The 22,694-nt window shown below is 72.7% G+C and carries 17 protein-coding genes; 9 read left to right on the top strand and 8 right to left on the bottom strand.

Annotated features, from left to right (window positions below):
* Window positions 1–5: 5 nt before the first annotated feature.
* From ccrA to QHG49_RS06930, 3 genes are all read right to left on the bottom strand, one after another.
* Entirely contained in the window at window positions 6–1,343 is a 1,338-nt protein-coding gene (gene ccrA / locus QHG49_RS06940; RefSeq protein WP_301492728.1) for a crotonyl-CoA carboxylase/reductase, read from the bottom strand.
* A gap of 453 nt (window positions 1,344–1,796) precedes the next feature.
* Window positions 1,797–2,633 carry a TetR family transcriptional regulator gene (locus tag QHG49_RS06935; RefSeq protein WP_186337690.1) on the bottom strand — a complete coding sequence of 279 codons (837 nt, stop codon included), beginning with the start codon at window positions 2,631–2,633 and terminating at the stop codon, window positions 1,797–1,799.
* Window positions 2,634–2,772: 139 nt separating this feature from the next.
* Window positions 2,773–4,575, bottom strand: coding sequence for a 3-hydroxyacyl-CoA dehydrogenase family protein (locus QHG49_RS06930; protein WP_301487855.1), 1,803 nt, complete (start codon window positions 4,573–4,575; stop codon window positions 2,773–2,775).
* A 401-nt stretch (window positions 4,576–4,976) separates the two neighbouring features.
* Between QHG49_RS06930 and QHG49_RS06925 the strand changes: the two genes are divergently transcribed.
* Window positions 4,977–5,561, top strand: coding sequence for an adenylosuccinate lyase (locus QHG49_RS06925; RefSeq protein WP_301487853.1), 585 nt, complete (start codon window positions 4,977–4,979; stop codon window positions 5,559–5,561).
* Window positions 5,562–5,667: 106 nt separating this feature from the next.
* Here the strand turns inward: QHG49_RS06925 and QHG49_RS06920 are convergent, their stop codons facing one another.
* From QHG49_RS06920 to QHG49_RS06900, 5 genes are all read right to left on the bottom strand, one after another.
* The gene (locus QHG49_RS06920; RefSeq protein WP_301487851.1) at window positions 5,668–6,144 is read right to left on the bottom strand and encodes a hypothetical protein; all 477 of its coding nucleotides are present in this window, start codon (window positions 6,142–6,144) and stop codon (window positions 5,668–5,670) included.
* A gap of 162 nt (window positions 6,145–6,306) precedes the next feature.
* Complete coding sequence (locus QHG49_RS06915; protein WP_301487849.1) at window positions 6,307–7,368, bottom strand: YihY/virulence factor BrkB family protein; 1,062 nt, start codon at window positions 7,366–7,368, stop codon at window positions 6,307–6,309.
* A gap of 75 nt (window positions 7,369–7,443) precedes the next feature.
* Window positions 7,444–7,857: a RidA family protein gene (locus QHG49_RS06910; RefSeq protein WP_301487847.1), complete on the bottom strand. Its 414-nt coding sequence runs from the start codon at window positions 7,855–7,857 to the stop codon at window positions 7,444–7,446.
* 111 nt (window positions 7,858–7,968) lie between these two features.
* Window positions 7,969–9,522 carry an alpha/beta hydrolase gene (locus tag QHG49_RS06905; RefSeq protein WP_301487846.1) on the bottom strand — a complete coding sequence of 518 codons (1,554 nt, stop codon included), beginning with the start codon at window positions 9,520–9,522 and terminating at the stop codon, window positions 7,969–7,971.
* Between the two features lie 168 nt (window positions 9,523–9,690).
* Window positions 9,691–10,737 (bottom strand): Rv2578c family radical SAM protein, encoded by a 1,047-nt coding sequence (locus QHG49_RS06900; protein ID WP_301487845.1) that lies wholly within the window; start codon window positions 10,735–10,737, stop codon window positions 9,691–9,693.
* 174 nt (window positions 10,738–10,911) lie between these two features.
* On the opposite strand from QHG49_RS06900, the gene QHG49_RS06895 reads away from it, so the two are divergent.
* The 8 genes from QHG49_RS06895 to QHG49_RS06855 all read left to right on the top strand — a co-directional run bounded on the left by QHG49_RS06895 (window position 10,912) and on the right by QHG49_RS06855 (window position 22,692).
* Window positions 10,912–11,355 carry an SRPBCC family protein gene (locus QHG49_RS06895; protein WP_145486316.1) on the top strand — a complete coding sequence of 148 codons (444 nt, stop codon included), beginning with the start codon at window positions 10,912–10,914 and terminating at the stop codon, window positions 11,353–11,355.
* A 185-nt stretch (window positions 11,356–11,540) separates the two neighbouring features.
* Complete coding sequence (locus QHG49_RS06890; RefSeq protein WP_370530436.1) at window positions 11,541–13,994, top strand: MFS transporter; 2,454 nt, start codon at window positions 11,541–11,543, stop codon at window positions 13,992–13,994.
* 154 nt (window positions 13,995–14,148) lie between these two features.
* Complete coding sequence (locus QHG49_RS06880; protein ID WP_370530435.1) at window positions 14,149–16,722, top strand: SpoIIE family protein phosphatase; 2,574 nt, start codon at window positions 14,149–14,151, stop codon at window positions 16,720–16,722.
* A gap of 106 nt (window positions 16,723–16,828) precedes the next feature.
* The gene (locus QHG49_RS06875; RefSeq protein WP_145486314.1) at window positions 16,829–17,548 is read left to right on the top strand and encodes a class I SAM-dependent methyltransferase; all 720 of its coding nucleotides are present in this window, start codon (window positions 16,829–16,831) and stop codon (window positions 17,546–17,548) included.
* A 120-nt stretch (window positions 17,549–17,668) separates the two neighbouring features.
* Window positions 17,669–18,502: a M55 family metallopeptidase gene (locus QHG49_RS06870; RefSeq protein ID WP_301487840.1), complete on the top strand. Its 834-nt coding sequence runs from the start codon at window positions 17,669–17,671 to the stop codon at window positions 18,500–18,502.
* Complete coding sequence (locus tag QHG49_RS06865) at window positions 18,495–19,799, top strand: M20/M25/M40 family metallo-hydrolase (RefSeq protein WP_159706327.1); 1,305 nt, start codon at window positions 18,495–18,497, stop codon at window positions 19,797–19,799. The genes QHG49_RS06870 and QHG49_RS06865 overlap by 8 nt, the downstream gene beginning before the upstream one ends.
* Window positions 19,800–19,819: 20 nt before the next feature.
* Window positions 19,820–21,772, top strand: a complete 1,953-nt coding sequence (locus QHG49_RS06860; RefSeq protein ID WP_301487839.1) for an LpqB family beta-propeller domain-containing protein — start codon at window positions 19,820–19,822, stop codon at window positions 21,770–21,772.
* Window positions 21,769–22,692 (top strand): LD-carboxypeptidase, encoded by a 924-nt coding sequence (locus QHG49_RS06855; RefSeq protein ID WP_301487838.1) that lies wholly within the window; start codon window positions 21,769–21,771, stop codon window positions 22,690–22,692. The genes QHG49_RS06860 and QHG49_RS06855 overlap by 4 nt, the downstream gene beginning before the upstream one ends.
* Window positions 22,693–22,694: the final 2 nt, after the last annotated feature.

Raw genomic sequence — 22,694 nt, 5'->3', positions numbered from 1 at the left:
GGCTCTCAGATGTTCCGGAAACGGTTGATGGCGTCGATGTGCTGGGCCCGCAGCTCCTCGTCGCGCACGCCGAGGCCTTCCTCGGGGGCGAGGCACAGGACGCCGACCTTGCCCTGGTGCAGGTTGCGGTGGACGTCGTAGGCGGCCTGGCCGGTGTCCTCCAGGGAGTACACCTTCGACAGGGTCGGGTGGATCTTGCCCTTGGCGATGAGGCGGTTGGCCTCCCAGGCCTCGCGGTAGTTGGCGAAGTGCGAGCCGATGATCCGCTTCAGGGACATCCACAGGTAGCGGTTGTCGTACTCGTGCATGTAGCCCGAGGTGGAGGCGCAGGTGGTGATGGTGCCGCCCTTGCGGGTGACGAAGACGCTGGCGCCGAAGGTCTCGCGGCCGGGGTGCTCGAAGACGATGTCGATGTCCTCGCCGCCGGTGAGCTCGCGGATGCGCTTGCCGAAGCGCTTCCACTCCTTGGGGTCCTGGGTGGTCTCGTCCTTCCAGAACTTGTAGCCCTCGGCGTTGCGGTCGATGATCGCCTCGGCGCCCATCGACCGGCAGATGTCCGCCTTCTGGTCGCTGGAGACGACACAGATCGGGTTGGCGCCGCCGGCCAGCGCGAACTGCGTGGCGTACGAGCCGAGTCCGCCGCTCGCGCCCCAGATGAGGACGTTGTCGCCCTGCTTCATGCCGGCGCCGTTGCGGGACACCAGCTGGCGGTAGGCGGTGGAGTTGACCAGACCGGGGGCGGCGGCCTCCTCCCAGCTGAGGTGGTCCGGCTTCGGCATCAGCTGGTTGGACTTGACCAGGGCGATCTCGGCGAGGCCGCCGAAGTTGGTTTCGAAGCCCCAGATGCGCTGCTCGGGGTCGAGCATCGTGTCGTTGTGGCCGTCGGAGGACTCCAGCTCGACGGAGAGACAGTGGGCCACGACCTCGTCGCCGGGCTTCCAGGCGTTGACCCCGGGGCCGGTGCGCAGGACGACGCCCGCGAGGTCGGAGCCGATGATGTGGTACGGCAGGTCGTGCCGCTTGGCCAGCTCGTTGGTGCGGCCGTAGCGCTCCAGGAACCCGAACGTGGACAGCGGCTCGAAGATCGAGGTCCACACCGAGTTGTAGTTGACCGAGGAGGCCATCACGGCCACCAGGGCCTCGCCCGGTCCGAGCTCGGGCACGGGCACGTCGTCCAGGTGGATCGACTTGCGTGGGTCCTTGTCGCGGGTGCTCAGGCCCGCGAACATCTCCGTCTCGTCCTTGTGCACGGTGATCGCCCGGTAGGACTCGGGGAGCGGCAGTGCGGCGAAGTCGGCGGACGTCGCGTCCTTCGACTGGATCGCGTCGAGGATGTCCTTCACGGTCACGGTATTGCCTCCGGCGGTGAGCGCCCTGAGGGAGGGGCGCTTGAGGGTTCGTCGGTGCGGGGGTGCGTGCTGCTGAGGGTTTGTGGAACGTGCCGTCGGTTCGGCCCGGTGGTGCTTCGGCAGCGCTTTGTGGCGCGGGAGGTTGCCTGTGACGCAGGCGTCCGGGCGCGCGGGCCATGAGGCCCTCGGGGACAGCCGGCGAACGAATGGTCGCTGCTCGCCGGCCGCCCGGACCTCTTCAACGTATGACACCGCGTGTCAGGTGACAAGGCACTGAGTGCCAGAAGTTCCTCTCAGATGAAATCTTTACGTAACCAATGAGCGATGATCGATCGAACGGCCCCCGGAATCCGCGCGAAAAGCGCCCCTGACATGGCAAAACGGCCACCCCGAGGGGTGGCCGTCGTCACAGCGGTGGAGCGGTGTCGGAGCGGTGAGGGAGCGGGTTCAGCGCTCCTTCAGCGCCTCCTCGATGGTGCGCATGACCTCTTCGAGGGGGGCGTCGGTACGGGCGACGGTGACGAGCACCTCGCCGTGCGGGGAGACCGTCGCCGGGGCGGTGGCGGCCGGCCGGGCGGCCGTGCTCCGTCCGGCGCCGATGCCGGTGCCGAAGGTCTTGCGGACGATCGCGAACGCGTGGTCGAGCTGCGCCTCCACATCGCCCTGGCCGTCCGCGCGCAGCCAGCGCCGCAGCACATGGTTGTGCGCGGTGACGACGGCGGAGGCGGCGACCTCGGCCAGCAGCGGATCGTCGTTGGCGTCGTCCGCGTGCGCGCGCTCGTCGAAGTGGCCGAGCAGATAGCGGGTGAACAGGCGCTCGTAGCGGGCGACGGAGGCGATCTCGGCCTCGCGCAGGGTGGGCACCTCGCGCGTGAGCCGGTAGCGGGCCACCGAGATGTCCGGGTGCGCCGCGTACATCCTCATGACCTCTTTGATGCCCCGGCACACCGTGTCCAGGGGGTGCTCGTGCGCCGGAGCGGCGTTGAGGACCGCCTCGGCGCGGACCAGGGTGTCGTCGTGGTCCGGGAAGATCGCCTCCTCCTTGGAGCGGAAGTGACGGAAGAAGGTGCGGCGGGCGACTCCGGCCGCCGCCGCGATCTCGTCGACGGTGGTGGCCTCGTACCCCTTGGTCGCGAACAGCTCCATGGCGGCGGCCGCCAGTTCTCGGCGCATCTTGAGCCGCTGGGCGGCGGCGCGACCGCCTGCGGCACTTTCCGGCGCGTCGGGCGTAGCTGGTGTACGTGAGGACTTGGCGGGCTGGGACATGACCCGAACGTACTGCATGGACGCGCTGCCATGTGCGGGAGTCCGGTTTGCCCCGCCAGGACCCGAAGGGCCTGGCGGGGGCGCCATGGCGGGGCCGAGCAGCCCGCCCCAGTCCGTCTCCGCGTCCGTCTCCGCGGTGGACCAGTCGCCGACGCCGTCAGCGGCGGGCATACTCGCGGAAGCCGCGGCCGGTCTTGCGGCCGAGGCAGCCCGCGGCCACCAGGTGCTCCAGGAGCGGGGCCGGGGCGAGACCGGGGTCGCGGAACTCGCGGTGCAGCACCTTCTCGATGGCCAGCGAGACGTCCAGGCCGACCACGTCCAGCAGTTCGAACGGGCCCATCGGGTAGCCGCCGCCGAGCCGCATCGCCGCGTCGATGTCGTCCAGCGTCGCGTAGTGCTCCTCGACCATCTTGACCGCGTTGTTCAGGTACGGGAACAGCAGCGCGTTGACGATGAAGCCGGCCCGGTCGCCGCAGTCCACCGCGTGCTTGCGGACCTTGCGGCAGACCTCGCGGACGGTGGCGTGCGCATCGTCGGCGGTCAGCACCGTGCGCACCACCTCGACCAGCTTCATGGCCGGGGCCGGGTTGAAGAAGTGCATGCCGATCACGTCCTGCGGGCGTGAGGTGGCGCGGGCGCAGGCGACGACGGGCAGCGAGGAGGTGGTGGTGGCGAGCACCGCGCCGGGCTTGCAGACCTTGTCCAGCGTCTGGAAGAGCTGCCGCTTGACCTCCAGGTCCTCGGCGACCGCCTCGACGGCCAGGTCGACGTCCGCGAACGCGTCGTAGGAACCGGCCGGGGTGATCCGCTCCAGGGTCTGCGCGGCCGCCTCGGCGGTCAGCCGGCCCTTGTCCACGGAGCGCGCCAGCGACGTGCCGATCCGGGCCTTGGCGGCCTCGGCCTTCTCCTCGCTGCGGGCGGCCAGGACGACGTCGTAGCCCGCCTTGGCGAACACCTCGGCGATGCCGGAGGCCATGGTGCCGGAGCCGGCGACGCCCACCGAGCGGACCTCGCGGCCCGGGACGCCGGTGCCGTCCGCCGCCGGGGTCAGCGGGTCCGGCACCACGGTGGCGCTGCCCGGCGCCTCGTAGGTGTAGAAGCCGCGCCCGGACTTGCGGCCGGTCAGGCCCGCCTCGCTGAGCTGCTTGAGGATCGGGGCGGGCGCGTGCAGCCGGTCGCGGGACTCGGCGTACATGGCGTCCAGGACGGTGCGCGCGGTGTCGATGCCGATCAGGTCGAGCAGCGCCAGCGGGCCCATCGGCAGGCCGCAGCCCAGCCGCATCGCCGCGTCGATGTCCTCGCGGGAGGCGTAGTGGGCCTCGTACATCGCGGCGGCCTGGTTGAGGTAGCCGAACAGCAGGCCGTCGGCGACGAAGCCGGGGCGGTCGCCGACCGCGACGGGCTCCTTGCCCAGTTCCAGCGCGAGATCCGTGACGGCGGCGACGACCTGCGGCGCGGTCAGCACCGAGGAGACGACCTCCACCAGCTTCATCGCCGGGGCCGGGTTGAAGAAGTGCAGTCCGAGCACGCGCTCGGGGCGGGCCGAGTCGGCGGCGAGCCGGGTCACCGACAGCGCGTTGGTGCCGGTGGCGAGGATGGTCTCCGGGCGGACCACGCCGTCCAGTTCACGGAAGATCTGGTGCTTGATCTCGTACGACTCCGGGACCACCTCGATCACGAGGTCGGCGTCGGCCGCCGCGGCCAGGTCGGTGGAGGTACGGAAGCGGGAGAGGGCGTCCGCGCGCTCGGCCCCGGTCAGCCGGCCGCGCTCGACGGAGCGGGCGGTGGAGGTCTCCAGGGCGGCCAGCGCGCGGGCGGCCTGGGCCTCGCCGATGTCGATGCCGACGACCTCGCGGCCGGCCTGCACGAGGACCTCGGTGATGCCGGTGCCCATCGTGCCGAGGCCGACGACGGCGATCTTCTTGAGGGACAGAGGGGTGTCGGACAGGGGAGTGGCCATCGCGGGACTCCAGGTATGAGGGTGACGACGAGGAAGCGCCGGGTGCGCCGAGGGTGCACCGCGGAGCGCGAAGGAGTGCGGGTGTTGCCGGGCTGACGAGCGCACACGCCCGGTGCAGGTGCCGACGGGCGTGCACACGCCCGGCGGCGGCGATGTCTTCCGACCGGCTCTGTCCCGAAGCCGGGTCGTACTCCCGGTACTTGGCGCACGAGGCGCACCCGGTGTACCGAACCGTTCCTTGCCCGCGACGGCCGCGTCACCAGACCGTCACCAGCGGAGTGCGAGAGGGTTGCTCGCTCGTATGAGCTTAACCGGTGGGTAACGAGCGCGCCAGTCCCCGGAAGGGTTCTTTGTGCGCCAGGTGCCTCCCGTTGCCACGGCAACATGCTTAACCTGATGCCGTGGACGAAGAGTTGCGATCGGTCACGGAACGCTTACGGCAGGAGTCGGGGGGCTCGGCGGCCTTCGACGCCCTGCTGGCGACCGGGGACCTGGACGAGCTGGCGGAGGTCCTCACCGCGCCCGGACAGCCTTTGTGGGCAAGGGAGTTGGCCGCCTTCCGGCTCGGGCGCGCGGGCGACCGGCGCGCCTTCGAGTCCCTGGTGCTCCTCCTCAACCACCGCGACCCCCCGCGCTGCGCGGGCGCCGCGCACGCGCTGGCCCGGCTCGGCGACCCCCGCACCGCCCGCGCGGCCGCCGCCCTCGCCACCAACGAACTCCGCGTCGCCTACGCCCTGCACCCCGTACGGCTCCTGGTCGTGCTGCGCGCCCCCGAGTCCGTGCCCGCGCTGATCACCACCCTGGAGCGCCGGCTGCGCCCGCACGATCCGTACCGGCGGGTCTCCCTCGCCTGCGTGGAGGGCCTCGGTGCCCTCGGCGACGTCCGCGCCCGGCGGGTCCTCACGGAGGCCCTCGCCCATCCGTCGCTCGCGGAGGCGGCGGTGCACGCGCTGGCCCGGCTGCCCAAGGAGAAGCGGACCGGCTGACGGCGCATCGACGCGGGTCGACGAGGGGCGGCGCTCGGGCCTGTCGGGCCTGTCGGGCTTTGATGGCGGGCCGGGCGGTTCGGCGCCCGGCCCGCGGCTTGTGCGATCAGGGCCAGTACGCGGTGCACGCCCGGTGCCCGGCGTGCCGTCCGCAGGCCTGCGCCTCCAGGTGCCAGCCCTTGCCGTGCACATACGCGACCGCGCGGGTGTTCTGCGCGCCGCCCGAGTGCACGGTCGCCGAGCAGACGCCGAAGTCCGCCCACGAGCCGTAGTCGACGTCCCACTCCAGGGTGACCGTGTCGCCCTTGCCCGCGCCGGAGACCGCCGCCCAGACGTAGTACGGCGCGCCCTGCTTCGCGTTGCCGTAGCGCACCTCGACCCTGGCGCCACCGATCCGCAGGGCGGGGCCGGTGTGCCGACGGCCGCTCGGGATCCGGGTGTTGGGATCGACGCTCGTACCGCACGAGGCGGCGGCGCCGGCCGGCCGCGCCGTCTGGGCGGCCGTCGCGGTCGCGGCCGACGCGGCGGCCAGCACCGCCACGCCGGCCATCGCGGCCACCACGCCCCTGGACTGGATCACCATGCGGCTGCCCCCTCTTGCCGACTGCGTGGTGTCACCGATCATTGACACACCGTGCGCACAGTGGCCCGAGGCCGAGGTTGACAGCAGTGCGGGGGAGCGGGCAAGGAGCAGTGGGGGCACGTCCCGCGCACCGCCCCCGCGCACCGGGCGCGCGGGCGGCGATCAGCTGTCTTTCATACGGCGGACGTCTTCCTCGTCCCATGCCTCCGTGTCACGCGGCTCGGCGTACGGCGCGTCGGACTCGGGCGGATGACCGCCGGCGATGGCCCGCTGCCGGGCGGTCTCGGCGTCGAACTCCAGGCCCAGCAGGATCGCCAGATTGCTGATCCACAGCCAGATCAGGAAGATGATGATGCCGGCCATGGCGCCGTAGGTCTTGTTGTACGACGCGAAGTTCGCCACGTAGAGCGCGAAGCCGGCGGAGGCCACCATCCAGATGAGCAGGGCCAGCAGGCTGCCCGGGGTGATCCACTTGAAGCCCCGGACCTTCGCGTTCGGGCAGGCCCAGTACAGGATGGCGATCATCAGGACGACCAGGACGACCAGCACCGGCCACTTGGCGATCGACCACGCGGTCAGCGCCGCGTCCCCCATGTGCAGCGCCTGCCCGACGTGCCGGGCCAGGCCGCCGCTGAAGACCACGATCACGGAGCAGACCAGCGCGATCAGCATCAGCACCGCGGTGACCCCGATGCGTACCGGCAGCACCTTCCAGATCGGGCGGCCCTCCGGCACGTCGTACACGGCGTTCGCGGTGCGGATGAAGGCGCCGACGTAGCCGGACGCCGACCACAGGGCCACGACGAGGCCGACGATCGCCAGGATCGATCCCGTCCCGGCGCTGTTCTGAAGCTGCTCCACGGTCCGGGTGAGCACGTCCCGTGCGGAGCCGGGGGCGAGCTGCCGGATGCTGTGCAGCAGCCGGTCGGTGGTCGAGCGCCCGGTGATGCCGAGCAGCGCCACCAGCACCAGCAGCGCGGGGAACAGGGCCAGCACCGAGTAGTAGGTCAGCGCCGCGGCCCGGTCGGTCAGCTCGTCCTTCTGGAACTCCTTGATGCTCCCCTTGAGGACGGCCCGCCAGGCGCCCTTCGGCAGCTGTGCCGGCGACCGCGGCGCCCTCTTCTCCACCTCCGGCCCCGGCCCGGCCTCCTCGGGCGTCGGCACCCGGGATTCCGGCTCGCCGTCGTCGCGGTCCCTGCGTCCTGGAAGATGCGGTTTTTCCATGGATCCCGTGTACCCCGAACTCCCGGGAATCCGTGTGGGTGAAACGGGTGTGAAACGGGCGCGGAGCGGGGCGTGTCAGGCCGTGGACCCGGTCTCCGGGAGCACCGCCAGCGCCTCGACCTCCATCAGGAAGTCCGGGGAGACCAGTCCGGCCACCTGGATCGCGGAGGAGGCCGGGAGGCGGTCGTCGGGTATGTGGGCGCTCCGGGCGGCACGGACGGCCGGCAGGTGGGCCATGTCGGTGACGAAGTACGTCAGCTTCACCACGTGCTCGAAGCCCGCGCCCGCCGCGGCCAGGCAGCGGCTCAGGTTCGCGAAGACCTGCCGGGCCTGGGCCACGGGGTCGCCGGGGCCGACCAGCTCGCCGTTCTCGTCCAGGGCCGGCTGGCCGGAGACGGCGACCAGGCGGCCCGTCGCCGCGACCACATGGCTGTACTGCGCCGCGGGGGCGACACCGGCGGGGGCGGCGATCCTGATCGGTTCGGTCATGAGCCCCGTCATGGACCACACCACTGACAACGCCGGTGCGGAGACCACTGACAACGCCGGTGCCGAGAGCATCACTCGGCGATGCCCCCGGCCGCCCCCGTCAGGGCACCCTCAGCTCCGGAACCCCAGCAGCCCGTGCAGGATCGATCCGCGCGAGGCCGTCGACGCCGCCTTGGACGCGAGGGGCGTCGGGTCCGGGGACTTGGCGCAGACCGCGTCGGCCGGACCGGAGGAGCGGGGCACCTTGCCGTCGGCCAGGTAGGCGAAGAGGTAGCCGTCCAGGCAGGAGTTGCCGCTCAGGGTGATGCCGTGGTTGCCGCCGCCCTGTTCGACCACGAGGCTGGAGCCGGTCAGCAGCCGGTGGACCGCGACGCCGCCGGCGTACGGGGTGGCCGCGTCGTCCGTCGCCTGGAAGAGCAGCGTCGGCGGCAGCTCGGCGTTGGCCACGCTCGGCTGCCGGGCGCGGCCCGTCGGCCAGTACATGCACGGCGCGTTGTACCAGGTGTTGTTCCAGGCCATGAACGGCGACTTCTCGTGCACCGCCCACGCGTCCTGCCGCCAGCGCGCCCAGTCACGCGGCCAGGCGGTGTCCCCGCACTGCACGGCCGTGTACACGCTGTAGCCGTTGTCGCCGGAGGAGTCCACGCCGGCGAAGTCGTCGTACGCCTCCACCAGCGGCTCGGTCTTCCCGTCGTGCACGTAGGAGGCGAACGCCTCGGCGAGATAGGGCCAGTAGCCGTTGTAGTAGCCGCCCGGCATGAACGTGTCCTCCAGCTCGGACGCGCCCACCCTCCCCCCGGCCGGCTTCTTCGCCAGGTCCGCCCGCATCGCGTACCACGCGGCCTCGACCTTGGCGGGGTCCTTGCCGAGCCCGTACGTCGCGTCGTACTTGGCGATCCAGGCCATCAGCGCGCGGTGCCGGTCGTCGAAGGCCCGCTCCTGGCCGATGTTGTCCGCGTACCAGACCCCGGTCGGGTCGACGATCGAGTCCAGCACCAGCCTGCGGACCCGGTCGGGGTGCAGCCTGGCGTACACCGCGCCGAGGTAGGTGCCGTACGAGTAGCCGAAGTAGCTGATCCGCGACGCGCCGAGGGCCTCGCGGATGCTGTCCATGTCCTGCGCGCTGCTGACGGTGTCCATGTACGGCAGCACATCGGCGTACCGCTTGCCGCACGCCGCGGCGAAGGACCGCGCGCGCTCCAGGTTCGCCTGTTCGAGTGCGGGGGTGGCGGGCACGGTGTCGGGGCGCACCGGCTCGAAGTGGCCGGGCACGCAGTCGAGGGCCGGGCTGCTGCGGCCGACCCCGCGCGGGTCGAAGCCGATCACGTCGTACCGCGCCGCCACCTCCTTCGGCAGCGCCGAGGCGACGAAACCGGCGAGCGTGGTCCCGCTGCCGCCGGGGCCGCCGGGGTTGACCAGCAGCGGGCCCTGCGAGGCCGCCGCGGTGTGCGGGACGCGGGACAGGGCGAGCGTGATCTGCCGGCCCGCCGGGTCCGCGTGGTTGAGCGGCACCTTCAGCGACGCGCATTCGAGCGTCGGATAGTCGCCGGTGGCGCACTTCTTCCAGGTGAGCGGCGCGGGCGCGGCGGCCTGCGCCGGCATTCCGGTCAGCGAGCCCGCCAGGACGGCGGCGGCCGCGCACAGCACGGCTGCGCGTCTTCTCATGGGTCCTCCCGGGACGGAGAGGTCGAGCGGACCGCGCGATCGCGGTCCTCGCCGCATCGTCCCGATGCGAGGCCCCCGGAGAACGTGTTGCGCCGATAGTTGACCCTATTGCCCGCCTGAAGCGCTCGAATTGCCCGCGCGAAGCCCCCGAACGCTCCCGAGGGGGTTTCACATCAGGGTGAGCTGCGTCGGCTCGGCCGCCTCGGGCACCGGCGCGGGCTCCACGGGGCGGATCCGGCGGGCCGCGCCCGCGCGCGTGGGCCCGATGCCGTACTCCCGCGCCAGCTCGTGCACCTGACGGGTGATCCGGCGCTGGTACCAGGTCGGCGCGTAGGACCCGCCGGCGTACATCCGCTCGTATCGGCCCACCAGATACGGGTGGTGCTCGGCCAGCCAGGCCATGAACCACTCCCGCGCGCCGGGCCGCAGGTGCAGCACCAGCGGGGTCACCGAGGTCGCCCCGGCCGCCGCGATGGCCTCGACGGTCGCCCGCAGCTGCTCCGGACGGTCGCTCAGGAACGGGATCACCGGCGCCATCAGGACACCGCAGCCGATGCCGTGCTCGCCGAGGACGCGTACGACGTCGAGGCGCCGCTCGGGCGCGGGCGTGCCCGGCTCCACGGTGCGCCACAGCCCGGTGTCCAGGAAGCCGACCGAGACCGAGATCCCGACGTCCGTCACCTCCGCCGCGCGCACCAGCAGGTCCAGGTCGCGCAGGATGAGCGTGCCCTTGGTCAGGATCGAGAACGGGTTCGCGTGCTCCGTGAGGGCGGAGATGATGCCCGGCATCAGCCGGTAGCGGCCCTCGGCGCGCTGGTAGCAGTCCACGTTCGTGCCCATGGCCACGTGGTCGCCCCGCCAGCGGCCGGAGCCCAGCTGGCGGCGCAGCACCTCCGGGGCGTTCACCTTGACCACGATCTGGGTGTCGAAACCGATGCCGGTGTCCAGGTCCAGATAGCCGTGCGTCTTGCGCGCGAAGCAGTACACACACGCGTGCGAGCAGCCCCGGTACGGGTTCACCGTCCATTCGAACGGCATCCGGGAGGCGCCCGGCACCCGGTTCAGCACCGAGCGCGCCCGGACCTCATGGAAGGTGATTCCTCGAAATTCGGGCGTGTCGAAGGTGCGGGTGGTCACGGCGTCCGCGCCGAACAGGGCGGCGTCGGGGGTCCGGCCGTGTTCGACCGGCTCGTCGGTGAGGCTGTCCCAGCGCATGAGCCGTCCTCCTCGGTAGCACTCGCCGTCACAATAGAACATCTGTTCCCATGATCGTGCGCACCCGGACCCGCCCCCCGTCCCGGGCCCCGGCACACCCCCCGATTTGGGCGGCCGGGACCCGGGGTGGTTGGCTTTTCCCAACCCCGAGCAATCAGGTCCTGGAGGAACGCAATGGCGCAGGTCGAGGCCACTACGGAGCGGGTCGTCGCGGCGGACGCGGAGAAGGTGCTCGACGCCCTCGCCGACTACCGCGGCACCCGGCAGAAGCTGCTGCCCGAGCAGTTCAGCGAGTACGAGGTGCGCGAGGGCGGTGACGGCGAGGGCACCCTCGTCCACTGGAAGCTCCAGGCCACCAGCAAGCGGGTGCGCGACTGCCTGCTGGAGGTGAGCGAGCCCACCGACGGCGAGCTGGTCGAGAAGGACCGCAACTCCACCATGGTCACCACCTGGCGCGTGACCCCCGCGGGCGAGGGCAGGGCCCGCGTCGTCGTCACCAGCACCTGGAAGGGCGCCGGCGGCATCGGCGGCTTCTTCGAGCGGACCTTCGCCCCCAAGGGCCTCGGCCGCATCTACGACGCCGTGCTCGCCCGGCTCGCCACCGAGGTCGAGAAGTAGTCCCAACCTCCGCGCGGTGAAGGGGCGTTGGGCCCCCGCAGGGGTCGCCCCTTCACCGGTTCGAGTGGAAGTCCCGCCCACCGGGAACCGCCCCGTAACCCACCGCTGTTGTTCGTAGTTGTCGCCTCGCGCGAGAAATTGCACGGGTACGACAGCCGCGATGACGGCGACGAGGGGAGCGGCACGTGGGCGGGACGACTCTGGTGGATCACGACACACTCGTGCTGCTGCCCACGGCCCGGAAGGCCGCCGAGGGTGCCGTGGACGAACCCCCGGCGGACGACGCGGCGCACCGCGCGGCGGGCGGTCCCGGGACCCCGGCGCCTGGCGCCGCCGCCTCGCTGAGCCCGCGCCGGGTGCGGCTGGTCTTCCTCGGGCTGATGCTGGCCATGCTGCTGGCCGCCCTCGACCAGATGATCGTCGCCACCGCCCTGCCCAAGGTGGTCGGCGAACTCCACGGCCTGGACCGGATGTCCTGGGCGATCACCGCCTACCTGCTGACCTCCACCATCGGCCTGCCGCTGTACGGAAAGCTCGGCGACCTCTTCGGCCGCAAGGGCGTCTTCCTGTTCGCCATCGCGGTCTTCGTCCTCGGCTCCGCGCTCGCCGGACGCGCGGGCAGCATGGACCAGTTGATCGCCTACCGCGCCCTCCAGGGCGTCGGCGCGGGCGGGCTCATGATCGGTGTGCAGGCGATCATCGCCGACATCGTGCCGCCCCGGCAGCGCGGCCGCTACATGGGCCTGATCGGCGCCGCCTTCGGAGTCGCCTCCGTCGCCGGCCCCCTGCTCGGCGGCTACTTCACCGACCACCTCTCCTGGCGCTGGTGCTTCTACGTCAACGTGCCCTTCGGACTGGTCACGTTCGTCGTGGTCGCCGCCGTCCTCAAGCTGCCCAGGCCCGAAGTGCGCGGCCGACTGGACGTGTCGGGCACCCTGCTGCTCGCCGCCGCCTCGACGTGCCTGGTGCTGCTGACCAGTTGGGGCGGCACCGAGTACGCGTGGGGGTCCCGGCAGATCCTCGGCCTCGGCGCGGGCGCGCTCGCCGCCACCGTGCTCTTCCTCGTCGCCGAGCGCTTCGCCGCCGAACCCCTCATCCCGCTGCGGCTGTTCCGCGACTCCGTCTTCAACGTCACCTCTCTGGTCGGCCTCGTCATCGGTGTCGCCCTGTTCGGCGCGGCCAGCTATCTGCCGACCTTCCTCCAGATGGTCGACGGGGCCAGCGCCACCGGCTCCGGGCTGCTCATGCTGCCCATGACGGCCGGCATCGTCGTGGCCTCCCTGCTGTCCGGCCAGCTCATCAGCCACACCGGGCGCTACAGGATCTACCCCGTGCTCGGCAGCGCCGTCTCCGTCGCCGGGATGTGGCTGCTCTCCCGCCTCGACGCCGACACCTCCCGGCTCCAGTACAGCATCTGGATGGCCGTACTGGGCGCGGGCATCGGCCTGGTGATGCCCGTCCTCGTCCTCGCCGTGCAGAACTCGGCGCGCCCCGCCGACCTCGGCACCGCCACCAGCGCCAACAACTACTTCCGGCAGATCGGCGGCAGCGTCGGCGCCGCCGTCTTCGGCACCCTCTTCGCGAACCGGCTCGCCCGCGCCCTGCGCCGGGAGCTGCCCCCGCGCGCCGGCGCCCGGCTGCCCGACCCCGAGTCGCTCACCCCGCAGCTGGTCCACGCCCTGCCCCCGGCCCTGCGCGACGCCTACGTCCGCGCGTACGCCGACGCCATGCCCCGGATCTTCCTGTACCTGGTCCCGGTGCTCGTCCTCGGCCTCCTCATCGCCTTCTTCCTCAAGGAGAAACCCCTGGTGTCCCACCACGCCACCGAATCCGACCCCGACAGCGCGCACACCTCCGTCCCGCAACCCCGCGCGTACGCCGCCGGGATCCCGGTGTGCGGCACCGTGCAGCACCCCGACGGCACCGTGGTGCCCCGCGCCGCGCTCACCCTCATCGACGTCACCGGACAGCAGATCGGCCGCGGCGCGAGCGGCGACGACGGGCGGTACGCGCTGAGCACGCCCGGCTCCGGGTCGTACGTCCTGATCGCCGCCGCCGGGGGCCACCAGCCGCAGGCCGTCTCCGTCACCGTCGGCGAGCGGCCCGTGGAGCTCGACGTCGTCCTCGGCGGCGCCGGGCGGCTCGCGGGCAGCGTGCTCACCGCCGACGGCACTCCCGTACGGGACGCCACCGTCACGCTCACCAATGTGCACGGCGAGGTCGTCGCCACCACCCGCAGCGGCCGCGAGGGCGGGTACGTCATCACGGAGCTGGTCGCGGGCGAGTACACCCTCGCCGCCAGCGCCCCCGCCTTCCGCCCGGCCGCCCTCCCGGTCAGCGTGCAGGCGTCCCGGGAGACCCGGCAGGACGTCGAACTCGCGGGCGGCGCCGTGCTGCGGGGCGTCGTGCGCGCGAGCGGGGGGCGGGTCGTGGAGGACGCCCGGGTCACCCTTCTGGACGCCGCGGGCAACGTCGTGGACACCCTCACCACAGGAGCGGACGGCGCCTTCCGCTTCGTGGATCTGTCCTCCGGCGAGTACACGGTCATCGCCGCGGGCTACCCGCCGGTCGCCACGGTTCTCCAGGTCGCGGGCGGCGGCCGCACGGAACGGGACCTCCAGCTGGGGCACGAGGACTGAGGCGGCGCCCGCCCTGGTGCCGGGCCGCGCGCCGGTGCGATCATGTGAAACCAATTCCCGGATTGCCACACATCGCGACCGGCCGCCGCCGTACCGTAGTGGCCAGGCGGCACAGATCGTTTGCGAACAGCCGTGGGGAGAAGGGGCCTGGGCCATGGAGCGTGGCAGCGAGCGGGACACGTCTCCCGGGCGCGGCGCCGCCGACACCGACGCGGGCCGGATTCCGCTTGCCGTGATCGTCGTGGACCGTGACGGCCTGGTCTCCCACTGGAGCAGCGGGGCACGGCGGTTGTTCGGCGTGGCCCGCGAGGACGCCGTCGGACGCCCCGCGGGCGATCTGCTGCCGGTCTCCGGCGCCCTGCCCGACCGACTCCGGGACGAGCCCATGCCGGACGCCTACGAGGCGTACGACGGGGAGCCGAACGGCGGCGCTGAGTACGGCGGTTCGGACGACGACGACCTGGTCCCGGGCCCCGACCTGGAGGCGTCCCTCGGCGGCCAGACCTCCTTCGCCACGGCCGGCCGCGCCCACCTGTCCGCACCCCGGCCACGGGAGACGGACGACGGGCCGCATCCGGACGACGTGCCGCACCCGGACGGCGGTCCGGTGCCCGACCCCGAGCGGCTCGATGTGCTGTGGTGGGCCTACCCGTTGGTCGGCCCGGGACCCGCCCGGCTGCTGGTGCTCGCCGCCGACGCCGTCCGGCTGCGCGAGGAGCGCGGCTACGATGACGAGACCGCCGAACGCATCGCGCCCGGCTTCGCCCGCCACACCGAGCTGCCCGCCTTCGACGAACTGGAACGGCGGCTGCCGGAGATCCTGCCCAACATGGGCCCGGGACTCAGCGGCCGCATCGTCTCCCAGGTCCTCGAACTGGGCTACCCCGTGCTGGAGTTCAGCCAGTTCGAACGGGTCCCGGTGACCCCGTACTGGGGCGTGCCCCGCCGTCTCGGCCGCGCCCCCGTCGAGGCCGCCGAGAGCCGCGTACCGCGCCAGCGCACGCCCGTCGTGACCGCAGTACCCGCGGGCGCCGAGCAGGACCTGGAATACGCCGCCGTCCGTGAACGCCTCGAATTCCTCAACGAGGTCAGCTCCCGCATCGGCTCCTCGCTCGACCTCGGCGAGACCATCCGCGAGGTCACCAGCGCCGCCGTGCCCCGCTTCGCCGACTTCGCCGGCACCCATCTGCGCGCGGCCGTCCTCGCGGGCGAGGGCTTCCCGGACGGACCGCCCGACGCCAGCACCGTCATGTTCCGTGTGTGGGTCGAGCACAACGACGAACCGGGCCGCTGGGACGACACCGTGCCGGTCGGCGAGGCCTTCGCCTTCCCCGAGCACACCCCGTTCTACAAGTGCATGGTCGCCGGCGACCCGGTGCTCATCCCGCAGGTCACCGGCGAGCTGTCCGAGCGGATCTCCGGGGAGTTCGAGAAGCGCGACCTCAGGCCGCTGATCGGCGGCCGCTCCCTGCTGATCGTGCCGCTCAAGGCGCGCAATGTCGTCCTCGGTTTCATGGTGCTGATGCGCCGCCCCGACCGGCCCGAGTTCGACGACATGGACCGCACCACCGGCGCCGAACTCGCCGCCCGCGCGGGCCTCGTGCTCGACAACGCGCGCATGTACACGTACCAGGAGAACGTCGCCGACACCCTCCAGGACAGCATGCTCCCGCAGGTCACCCCGCGAATGGCCGGGTGCGACGTGGCCACTCGCTACCTTCCGGGCACCCTGCTCGGACGGATCGGCGGCGACTGGTTCGACACCATCAAGCTGCCCGGCTCCCGGACCGCCCTCGTCGTCGGCGACGTCATGGGCCACGGCCTCAACTCGGCCGCGATGATGGGCCAGTTGCGCACCGCCGTACAGACCATGGCCACGATGGAGACCCCGCCCGCCCAGCTCCTGCGCAATCTGGACGACCTGGCCCGCCGGCTCGGCGACAACTACCTCGCCACCTGTCTGTACGCGGTCTACGACCCGATCCGCGGCGAGGTCACCCTCGCCAACGCCGGGCACATCCCGCCGGTGGTGGTGCGCGCCGAGGACGGCGGCAGCGAGCTGCTCGACCTGCCGACCGGCGCGCCCATCGGCGTCGGCGGCGTCCCGTTCGAGGCGGCCCGGATCCGGGTCGCGCCCGGGGACCGGCTGGTGCTGTGCACCGACGGGCTGGTCGAGGTGCGCGGCTCGGACATCGGCGAGGGCCTCGCCGCGCTCTGCGAGTCCGCCGCACACCCCGCCGCCTCCATGGACGACGCCTGCGACACCATCATCCGCGCCCTCAACACCCGGGGCGGCCGCAAGGACGACGTCGCCCTGCTCATGGCCCGGCTCAACGGCATCCCCGCCGAACACGTCGCCGAGTGGCGGCTCGACAACGATGCCCGCGAGGTGGGCCGGGCCCGCCGCCTGGTCCGCGAGCAACTCCTCGCCTGGGGGCTGCCGGAGCCGGTGGAGAGTGCCGAACTGCTGGTGAGCGAGGTCGTCACCAACGCCGTACGGCATGCCGAGGGCGACCGGATCGGGCTGCGGGTGGTGCGCACCGACGCGCTGCTGTTCGAGGTCACCGACGACGAGCCCACCCTGCCCGCGATGATCGCCGCCGGACCCCGGGACGAGTACGGGCGCGGGCTGCGCGTGGTCAGCAGGCTCGCCCGCGAATGGGGCGCGAGCGGCAGCGGGCACCGTAAGACGGTCTGGTTCGAACAGTCGGTCACGGGAAGCCACTGAACCGGCGAGAGCCATCGGTACGTCCGGTGAAGGTGGCCGCCCGGCTCTTGCCCGCACCCCGGTCCGCGCGATATCCCGATCACGGCAACCGATCGTGGGAGAGCGTATGAACGTTTCGGACAACTACCGCGGCAACTGGGAGAGTTACTGGAGCGAGACCTCCGACGCTCCGGGCGAGGCGATCTGGGACTCGGACCCCTCGCTGACCGCTAAGCCGCACTCCGCGCTGCTCCTGCCGCACGCGGACCCGGCCCGCACCATAGTCGACCTCGGCTGCGGCAACGGCACCCAGACCCGCTATCTGGCCACCAGGTTCGCCCGCGCCGTCGGCGTCGACCTCTCGCACGCGGCCGTCGAACACGCCCGGCGCGCCGCCGGGGACGCGCCCGTGGAGTTCGAACAGCTGGACCTGACCGACGGCGACGCGGTCAAGGCCCTGCACGACCGGCTCGGCGACTGCAACGTCTACATGCGTGCCGTCATCCACCAGAGCGAGCCCGCCGCGCGCCCCGCGGTCGCCGCCGCCGTCGCCACGCTGATCGGCGGCGCGGGCCGCGCCTTCGTCGTGGAGCTGACCCCCGCCTCCCGCGATGTCCTCGGGCGCGCCGCCGCGGAGCCGTCCGGCCCGCCGCCCAAGCTCCAGCGCGTCTTCCACCACCACCTCAAGCCCGCCGACGCCGACGAGGGCGAGATCCCCCGCCTGCTCGGGGAGGCCGGTCTGACCGTCCTCGCCGAGGGCGACACCGTCCTCCCGCAGACCGAGCACCTCACCGACGGCACCCGTATCGACCTGCCGGCCCGCTGGTTCGTGCTCGCGGGGCGCTAGCTGCGGCCGAGCCTCGCCCGCGGAGCGCCGCAGGCCCCCTGACCGGCGGTAAGAAGCCACCGGGGCGAGGTTCGTGGCATGTGTAGCCGGGGACCCCCGCAGCGCGTAACGTGACGCTCCATGAAGATCCTCATCAGTGCCGACATGGAGGGGGCCACCGGTGTCACCTGGCCGGCGGACGTGCTGCCGGGGACGCCGCAGTGGGAGCGGTGCCGGGGGATGTTCACCTCGGACGTGAACGCCGCCGTGCAGGGTTTCTTCGACGGCGGCGCCGACGAGGTGCTCGTCAACGAGGCCCACTGGACGATGCGCAATCTGCTGCTCGAACAGCTGGACGAGCGGGCGGAGATGCTCACCGGGCGGCACAAGGCGCTGTCCATGGTGGAGGGCGTCCAGCACGGGGACGTCGACGGGATCGCCTTCATCGGCTACCACGCGGGCGCCGGGATGGAGGGCGTGCTCGCCCACACCTACCTCGCCAACCAGATCACCGGCGTCTGGCTGAACGACGAACGCGCCAGCGAGGGTCTGCTCAACGCGCATGTCGTCGGCGAGTACGGCGTCCCCGTCGTCCTCGTCACCGGCGACGACGTGGCCTGCGAGGACGCGCTCGGCTACGCGCCCGAGGCGCTGAAGGTCGCCGTCAAGGACCATGTGTCGCGGTACGCGGCCGTCTGCCGCACCCCGGCCCGCACCGCCGCCGACATCCGCGCCGCCGCCAAGGAGGCCGCCCGGCTCGCCGTGCGCCACGCGCCCGTGGAGGCGGGGCCGTTCACCGTCGCCGTGGAGTTCGACGCCGAACATCTGGCGATGGCCGCGACCGTGGTCCCGGGCGTCGCGCGCATCGGCGAGCGGAAGGTGGCGTACACCAGCGCCACCATGTACGAGGGCATCCGGACGTTCAAGGCGGTCACCACGATCGTCTCCAGCGCCGTGGAGGAGCAGTATGGCTGACCCGCAGTCCCTCCACGAGGTCGTGGAGTTCACCTCGGAGCTGATCCGGATCGACACCACGAACCGGGGCGGCGGCGACTGCCGGGAGCGGCCCGCCGCCGAGTACGCGGCCGAGCGGCTGGCCGGCGCCGGCCTCGAACCGCTGCTGCTGGAGCGCACCCCGGGCCGTACCAATGTGGTCGCCCGGATCGAGGGCACCGAGCCGGGTGCCGACGCCCTGCTGGTCCACGGTCATCTCGACGTGGTGCCCGCCGAGGCCGCCGACTGGAGCGTGCACCCGTTCTCCGGGGAGGTCCGCGACGGGGTGGTGTGGGGGCGGGGCGCCGTCGACATGAAGAACATGGACGCGATGATCCTCGCGGTCGTCCGCTCCTGGGCCCGCACGGGGGTACGGCCGCGCCGCGATCTGGTCATCGCGTTCACCGCCGACGAGGAGGCCAGCGCCGAGGACGGCTCCGGCTTCCTCGCCGACGCGCACGCGGAGTTGTTCGACGGCTGCACCGAGGGCATCGGCGAGTCCGGCGCCTTCACCTTCCATGACGGCGCCGGACGGCAGATCTACCCGATCGCGGCCGGGGAACGCGGCACCGGGTGGCTCAAGCTGACCGCGCGCGGCCGCGCCGGGCACGGCTCCAAGGTGAACCGGGAGAACGCGGTGACCCGGCTCGCCGCCGCCGTCACCCGCATCGGCGAGCACCGGTGGCCGGCCCGGCTCACCCCGACCGTGCGCGCCGCGCTCGCCGAACTCGCCGCGCTGTACGGCATCGACGCCGACTTCGGCGATGTCGACCGGCTGCTGGAGAAGCTGGGCCCGGCCGCCGCACTGGTCGAGGCGACCGTCCGCAACAGCGCCAACCCGACGATGCTGGAAGCCGGTTACAAGCTGAACGTGATCCCGGGCGAGGCCGTCGCCCATGTCGACGGACGCTATCTGCCGGGCGGCGAGGAGGAGTTCGCCGCCACCCTCGACCGGCTCACCGGACCGGACGTCGACTGGGAGTTCGCGCACCGCGAGGTCGCCCTCGAAGCACCGGTGGACTCGGCGCTCTTCGACCGGATGCGGGCCGCCGTAGGGGAGTTCGCGCCCGAAGGGCATGTCGTGCCGTACTGCATGTCGGGCGGCACCGACGCCAAGCAGTTCTCCCGGCTCGGCATCACCGGCTACGGCTTCGCACCGCTGAAACTGCCCGAAGGGCTCGACCATCAGGCGCTGTTCCACGGCGTGGACGAACGCGTGCCCGTCGAGGCGCTGCACTTCGGCGTCCATGTCCTCGACCGCTTCCTGCGCACGGCCTGACAGAACTGGGGGAGGACAACATGCTCAAGACGCCGTACGGCAGCTGGCCGTCACCCATCGACGCGGCACTCGCCGCCGCCCACGACGGCCGCCCGGACTGGGTGGGCTACGTCGAGGACGAGACCTGGTGGACCGAACCCCGCCCCGGCGAGGGCGGTCGCCGCGCGCTGATACGGCGCCGCGCCGACGGCACCGAGGAATCGCTGCTGCCCGCGCCGTGGAACGTGCGCACCCGTGTCATCGAGTACGGCGGCCGGCCCTGGACCGCCGAGATCCACGGCGGCACCCCCCTCGTGGTGTTCGCCCACTTCGCCGACCAGCGGCTCTACCGCTGCGAGCCCGGCGGCGAACCCCGCCCGCTCACCCCGCTCTCCCCGGCCGGGGGCGGACTGCGCTGGGCGGAACCGCACCTCGACCTCGAACGGGGCGAGGTGTGGTGCGTGCTGGAGGAGTACACCGGCGACGACCCCGACGACGTCCGGCGCGTCCTCGCCGCCGTACCGCTGGACGGCTCGGCCGCCGAGGACCGGGGCGCGGTGCGCGAACTCACCGAGGAGCGGCACCGGTTCGTCACCGGGCCCCGGATCTCCCCGGACGGCCGGCGCGCCGCCTGGCTCGCCTGGGACCATCCGGGGATGCCCTGGGAGGGCACCGAACTGCGGGTCGCCGAGGTCGGCGCGGACGGCACCCTGCAGGGCGCGCACACCGTCGCCGGGGGAGCGGACGAGGCCGTCGCCCAGGTGGAGTGGGCCCCGGACGGCAGGCTCCTGTACTCCAGCGACCGCGGCGGCTGGTGGAACCTCTACCGCGACGACGTCCCGCTGTGCCCCCGCGAGGAGGAGTTCGGCGGCCCGCTGTGGCAGCTGGGCCTGCGCTGGTTCGCACCGCTGGACAGCGGGCTGATCGCGGTCGTGCACGGCAAGGGCTCGACCGTGCTCGGCATCCTGGACCCGGAGTCCGGGGAGATCGTCGACGCGGCCGGCCCCTGGACCGAGTTCGCCGCGAACCTCGCCGTGCACGGCGGCCGGGTCGCCGCCATCGGCGCCAGCCCGCGCACCGCGTACGAGGTGGTCGAGCTGGACACCGTCACCGGCCGCGCCCGTGCCGTCGGCGCCCGCCACGCGGACCCGGTGGACCCCGCCTACTACCCCGAGCCGCAGATCCGCGTCTTCACCGGACCCGACGGCCGCGAGGTGCACGCCCAGGTCTTCCCGCCGCACCACCCCGAACACACCGCGCCCGACGGTGAGTTGCCGCCCTACGTCATCTGGGCGCACGGCGGCCCCACCAGCAGGGTGCCGCTCGTCCTCGACCTGGAGATCGCCTACTTCACCTCCCGGGGCATCGGCGTCGCCGAGGTCAACTACGGCGGCTCCACCGGGTACGGCCGCGCCTACCGCGAGCGGCTGCGCGAGCAGTGGGGCGTGGTCGACGTCGAGGACTGCGCGGCCGTGGCCCGCGCGCTGGCCGAGGAGGGCACCGCGGACCCCGGGCGGCTCGCGATCCGGGGCGGCAGCGCGGGCGGCTGGACCACCGCTGCCTCCCTCACCACCACCGATGTCTACGCGTGCGGCACCATCCTCTACCCGGTCCTGGACCTGACCAGCTGGGCCGCCGGCGGCACCCACGACTTCGAGTCGCGCTACATGGAGTCCCTGATCGGCCCGTTCACCGAGGTGCCGACCCGCTACACCGAGCGCTCGCCCGCGAGCCACGCCGACCGGCTCGCCGTGCCGTTCCTGATGCTCCAGGGCCTGGACGACGTGATCTGCCCGCCCGTGCAGTGCGAGGAGTTCCTCGCCCGCGTCCAGGGCAAGGGCGTCCCGCACGCCTATCTCACCTTCGAGGGGGAGGGGCACGGGTTCCGCAGGGCGGACACCATGATCCGCGCCCTGGAAGCCGAACTCTCCCTGTACGCCCAGGTGTTCGGGCTGGACGTGCCCGGTGTCCCCCGGCTGGAGCTGCGCCGGTGAACCCCCTCACCCGCCCGCCGAGGCTGGCCCCGGGCGCCCGGGTGGCCGTCGTCGCCCCCAGCGGACCCGTGCCCGAGGAACGCGTCCAGGCCGGCCTCGACGTGCTGCGCGGCTGGGACCTCGACCCCGTCGTCATGCCCCATGTCCTCGACCGGCACGCCGAGTTGGGCTACCTGGCGGGCACCGACGCCGACCGGGCTGCGGACCTCCAGAACGCCTGGTGCGACCCCTCGGTGGCCGCGGTGCTCTGTGCCCGTGGCGGCTACGGCGCCCAGCGCACGGCCGACCTGGTCGACTGGGACGCGCTGCGCGCCGCCGGACCGAAGGTGTTCCTCGGGTTCAGCGATGTCACCCATCTGCACCAGGCGTTCGCCACCCGCCTCGGCCTGGCCACGCTGTACGGGCCGGTGGCGGCCGGGATCGACTTCATCAAGAGCACCCGGGCGCAGGAGCACCTGAAGGCCACGCTGTTCGCGCCCGAGACGGTACGGACCATCGCCACGACCGGAACGGCGCTGGTGCCCGGCCGCGCCCGCGGGGTGACCCTCGGCGGCTACCTCGGCGGGCTCGCCGCCGACCTCGGCACCCCGCTCGCCCGCACCGGTGCGCGCGGCGGGCTGCTGATGATCGAGGACGTGACCGAACTGCCGTACCGCATCGACCGGTTGCTCACCCAGCTGCTGCGCTCCGGCTGGCTGGACGGGGTCGCCGGGATCGGGCTCGGGTCCTGGGAGCGCTGCGGACCGTACGAGGAGGTGCGCGCCGTCCTCGCGGACCGGCTCGGCGGGCTCGGGGTGCCGGTCTGCGAGGAGATGGGGTTCGGGCACTGCGCGGACGCGCTGACGATCCCGTTCGGCGCCGAGGCCGAGCTGGACGCGGACGCGGGGACGCTGACACTGGCGGAGCCCGCGCTGAGCTGATC

Origin of the sequence: Streptomyces sp. WP-1, assembly GCF_030450125.1 — a bacterium.
GTDB classification, from domain to species: Bacteria; Actinomycetota; Actinomycetes; order Streptomycetales; family Streptomycetaceae; genus Streptomyces; species Streptomyces incarnatus.
Note: the sequence above shows the minus strand (reverse complement) of the source record. Positions and strands in the feature narration are given on the sequence as shown.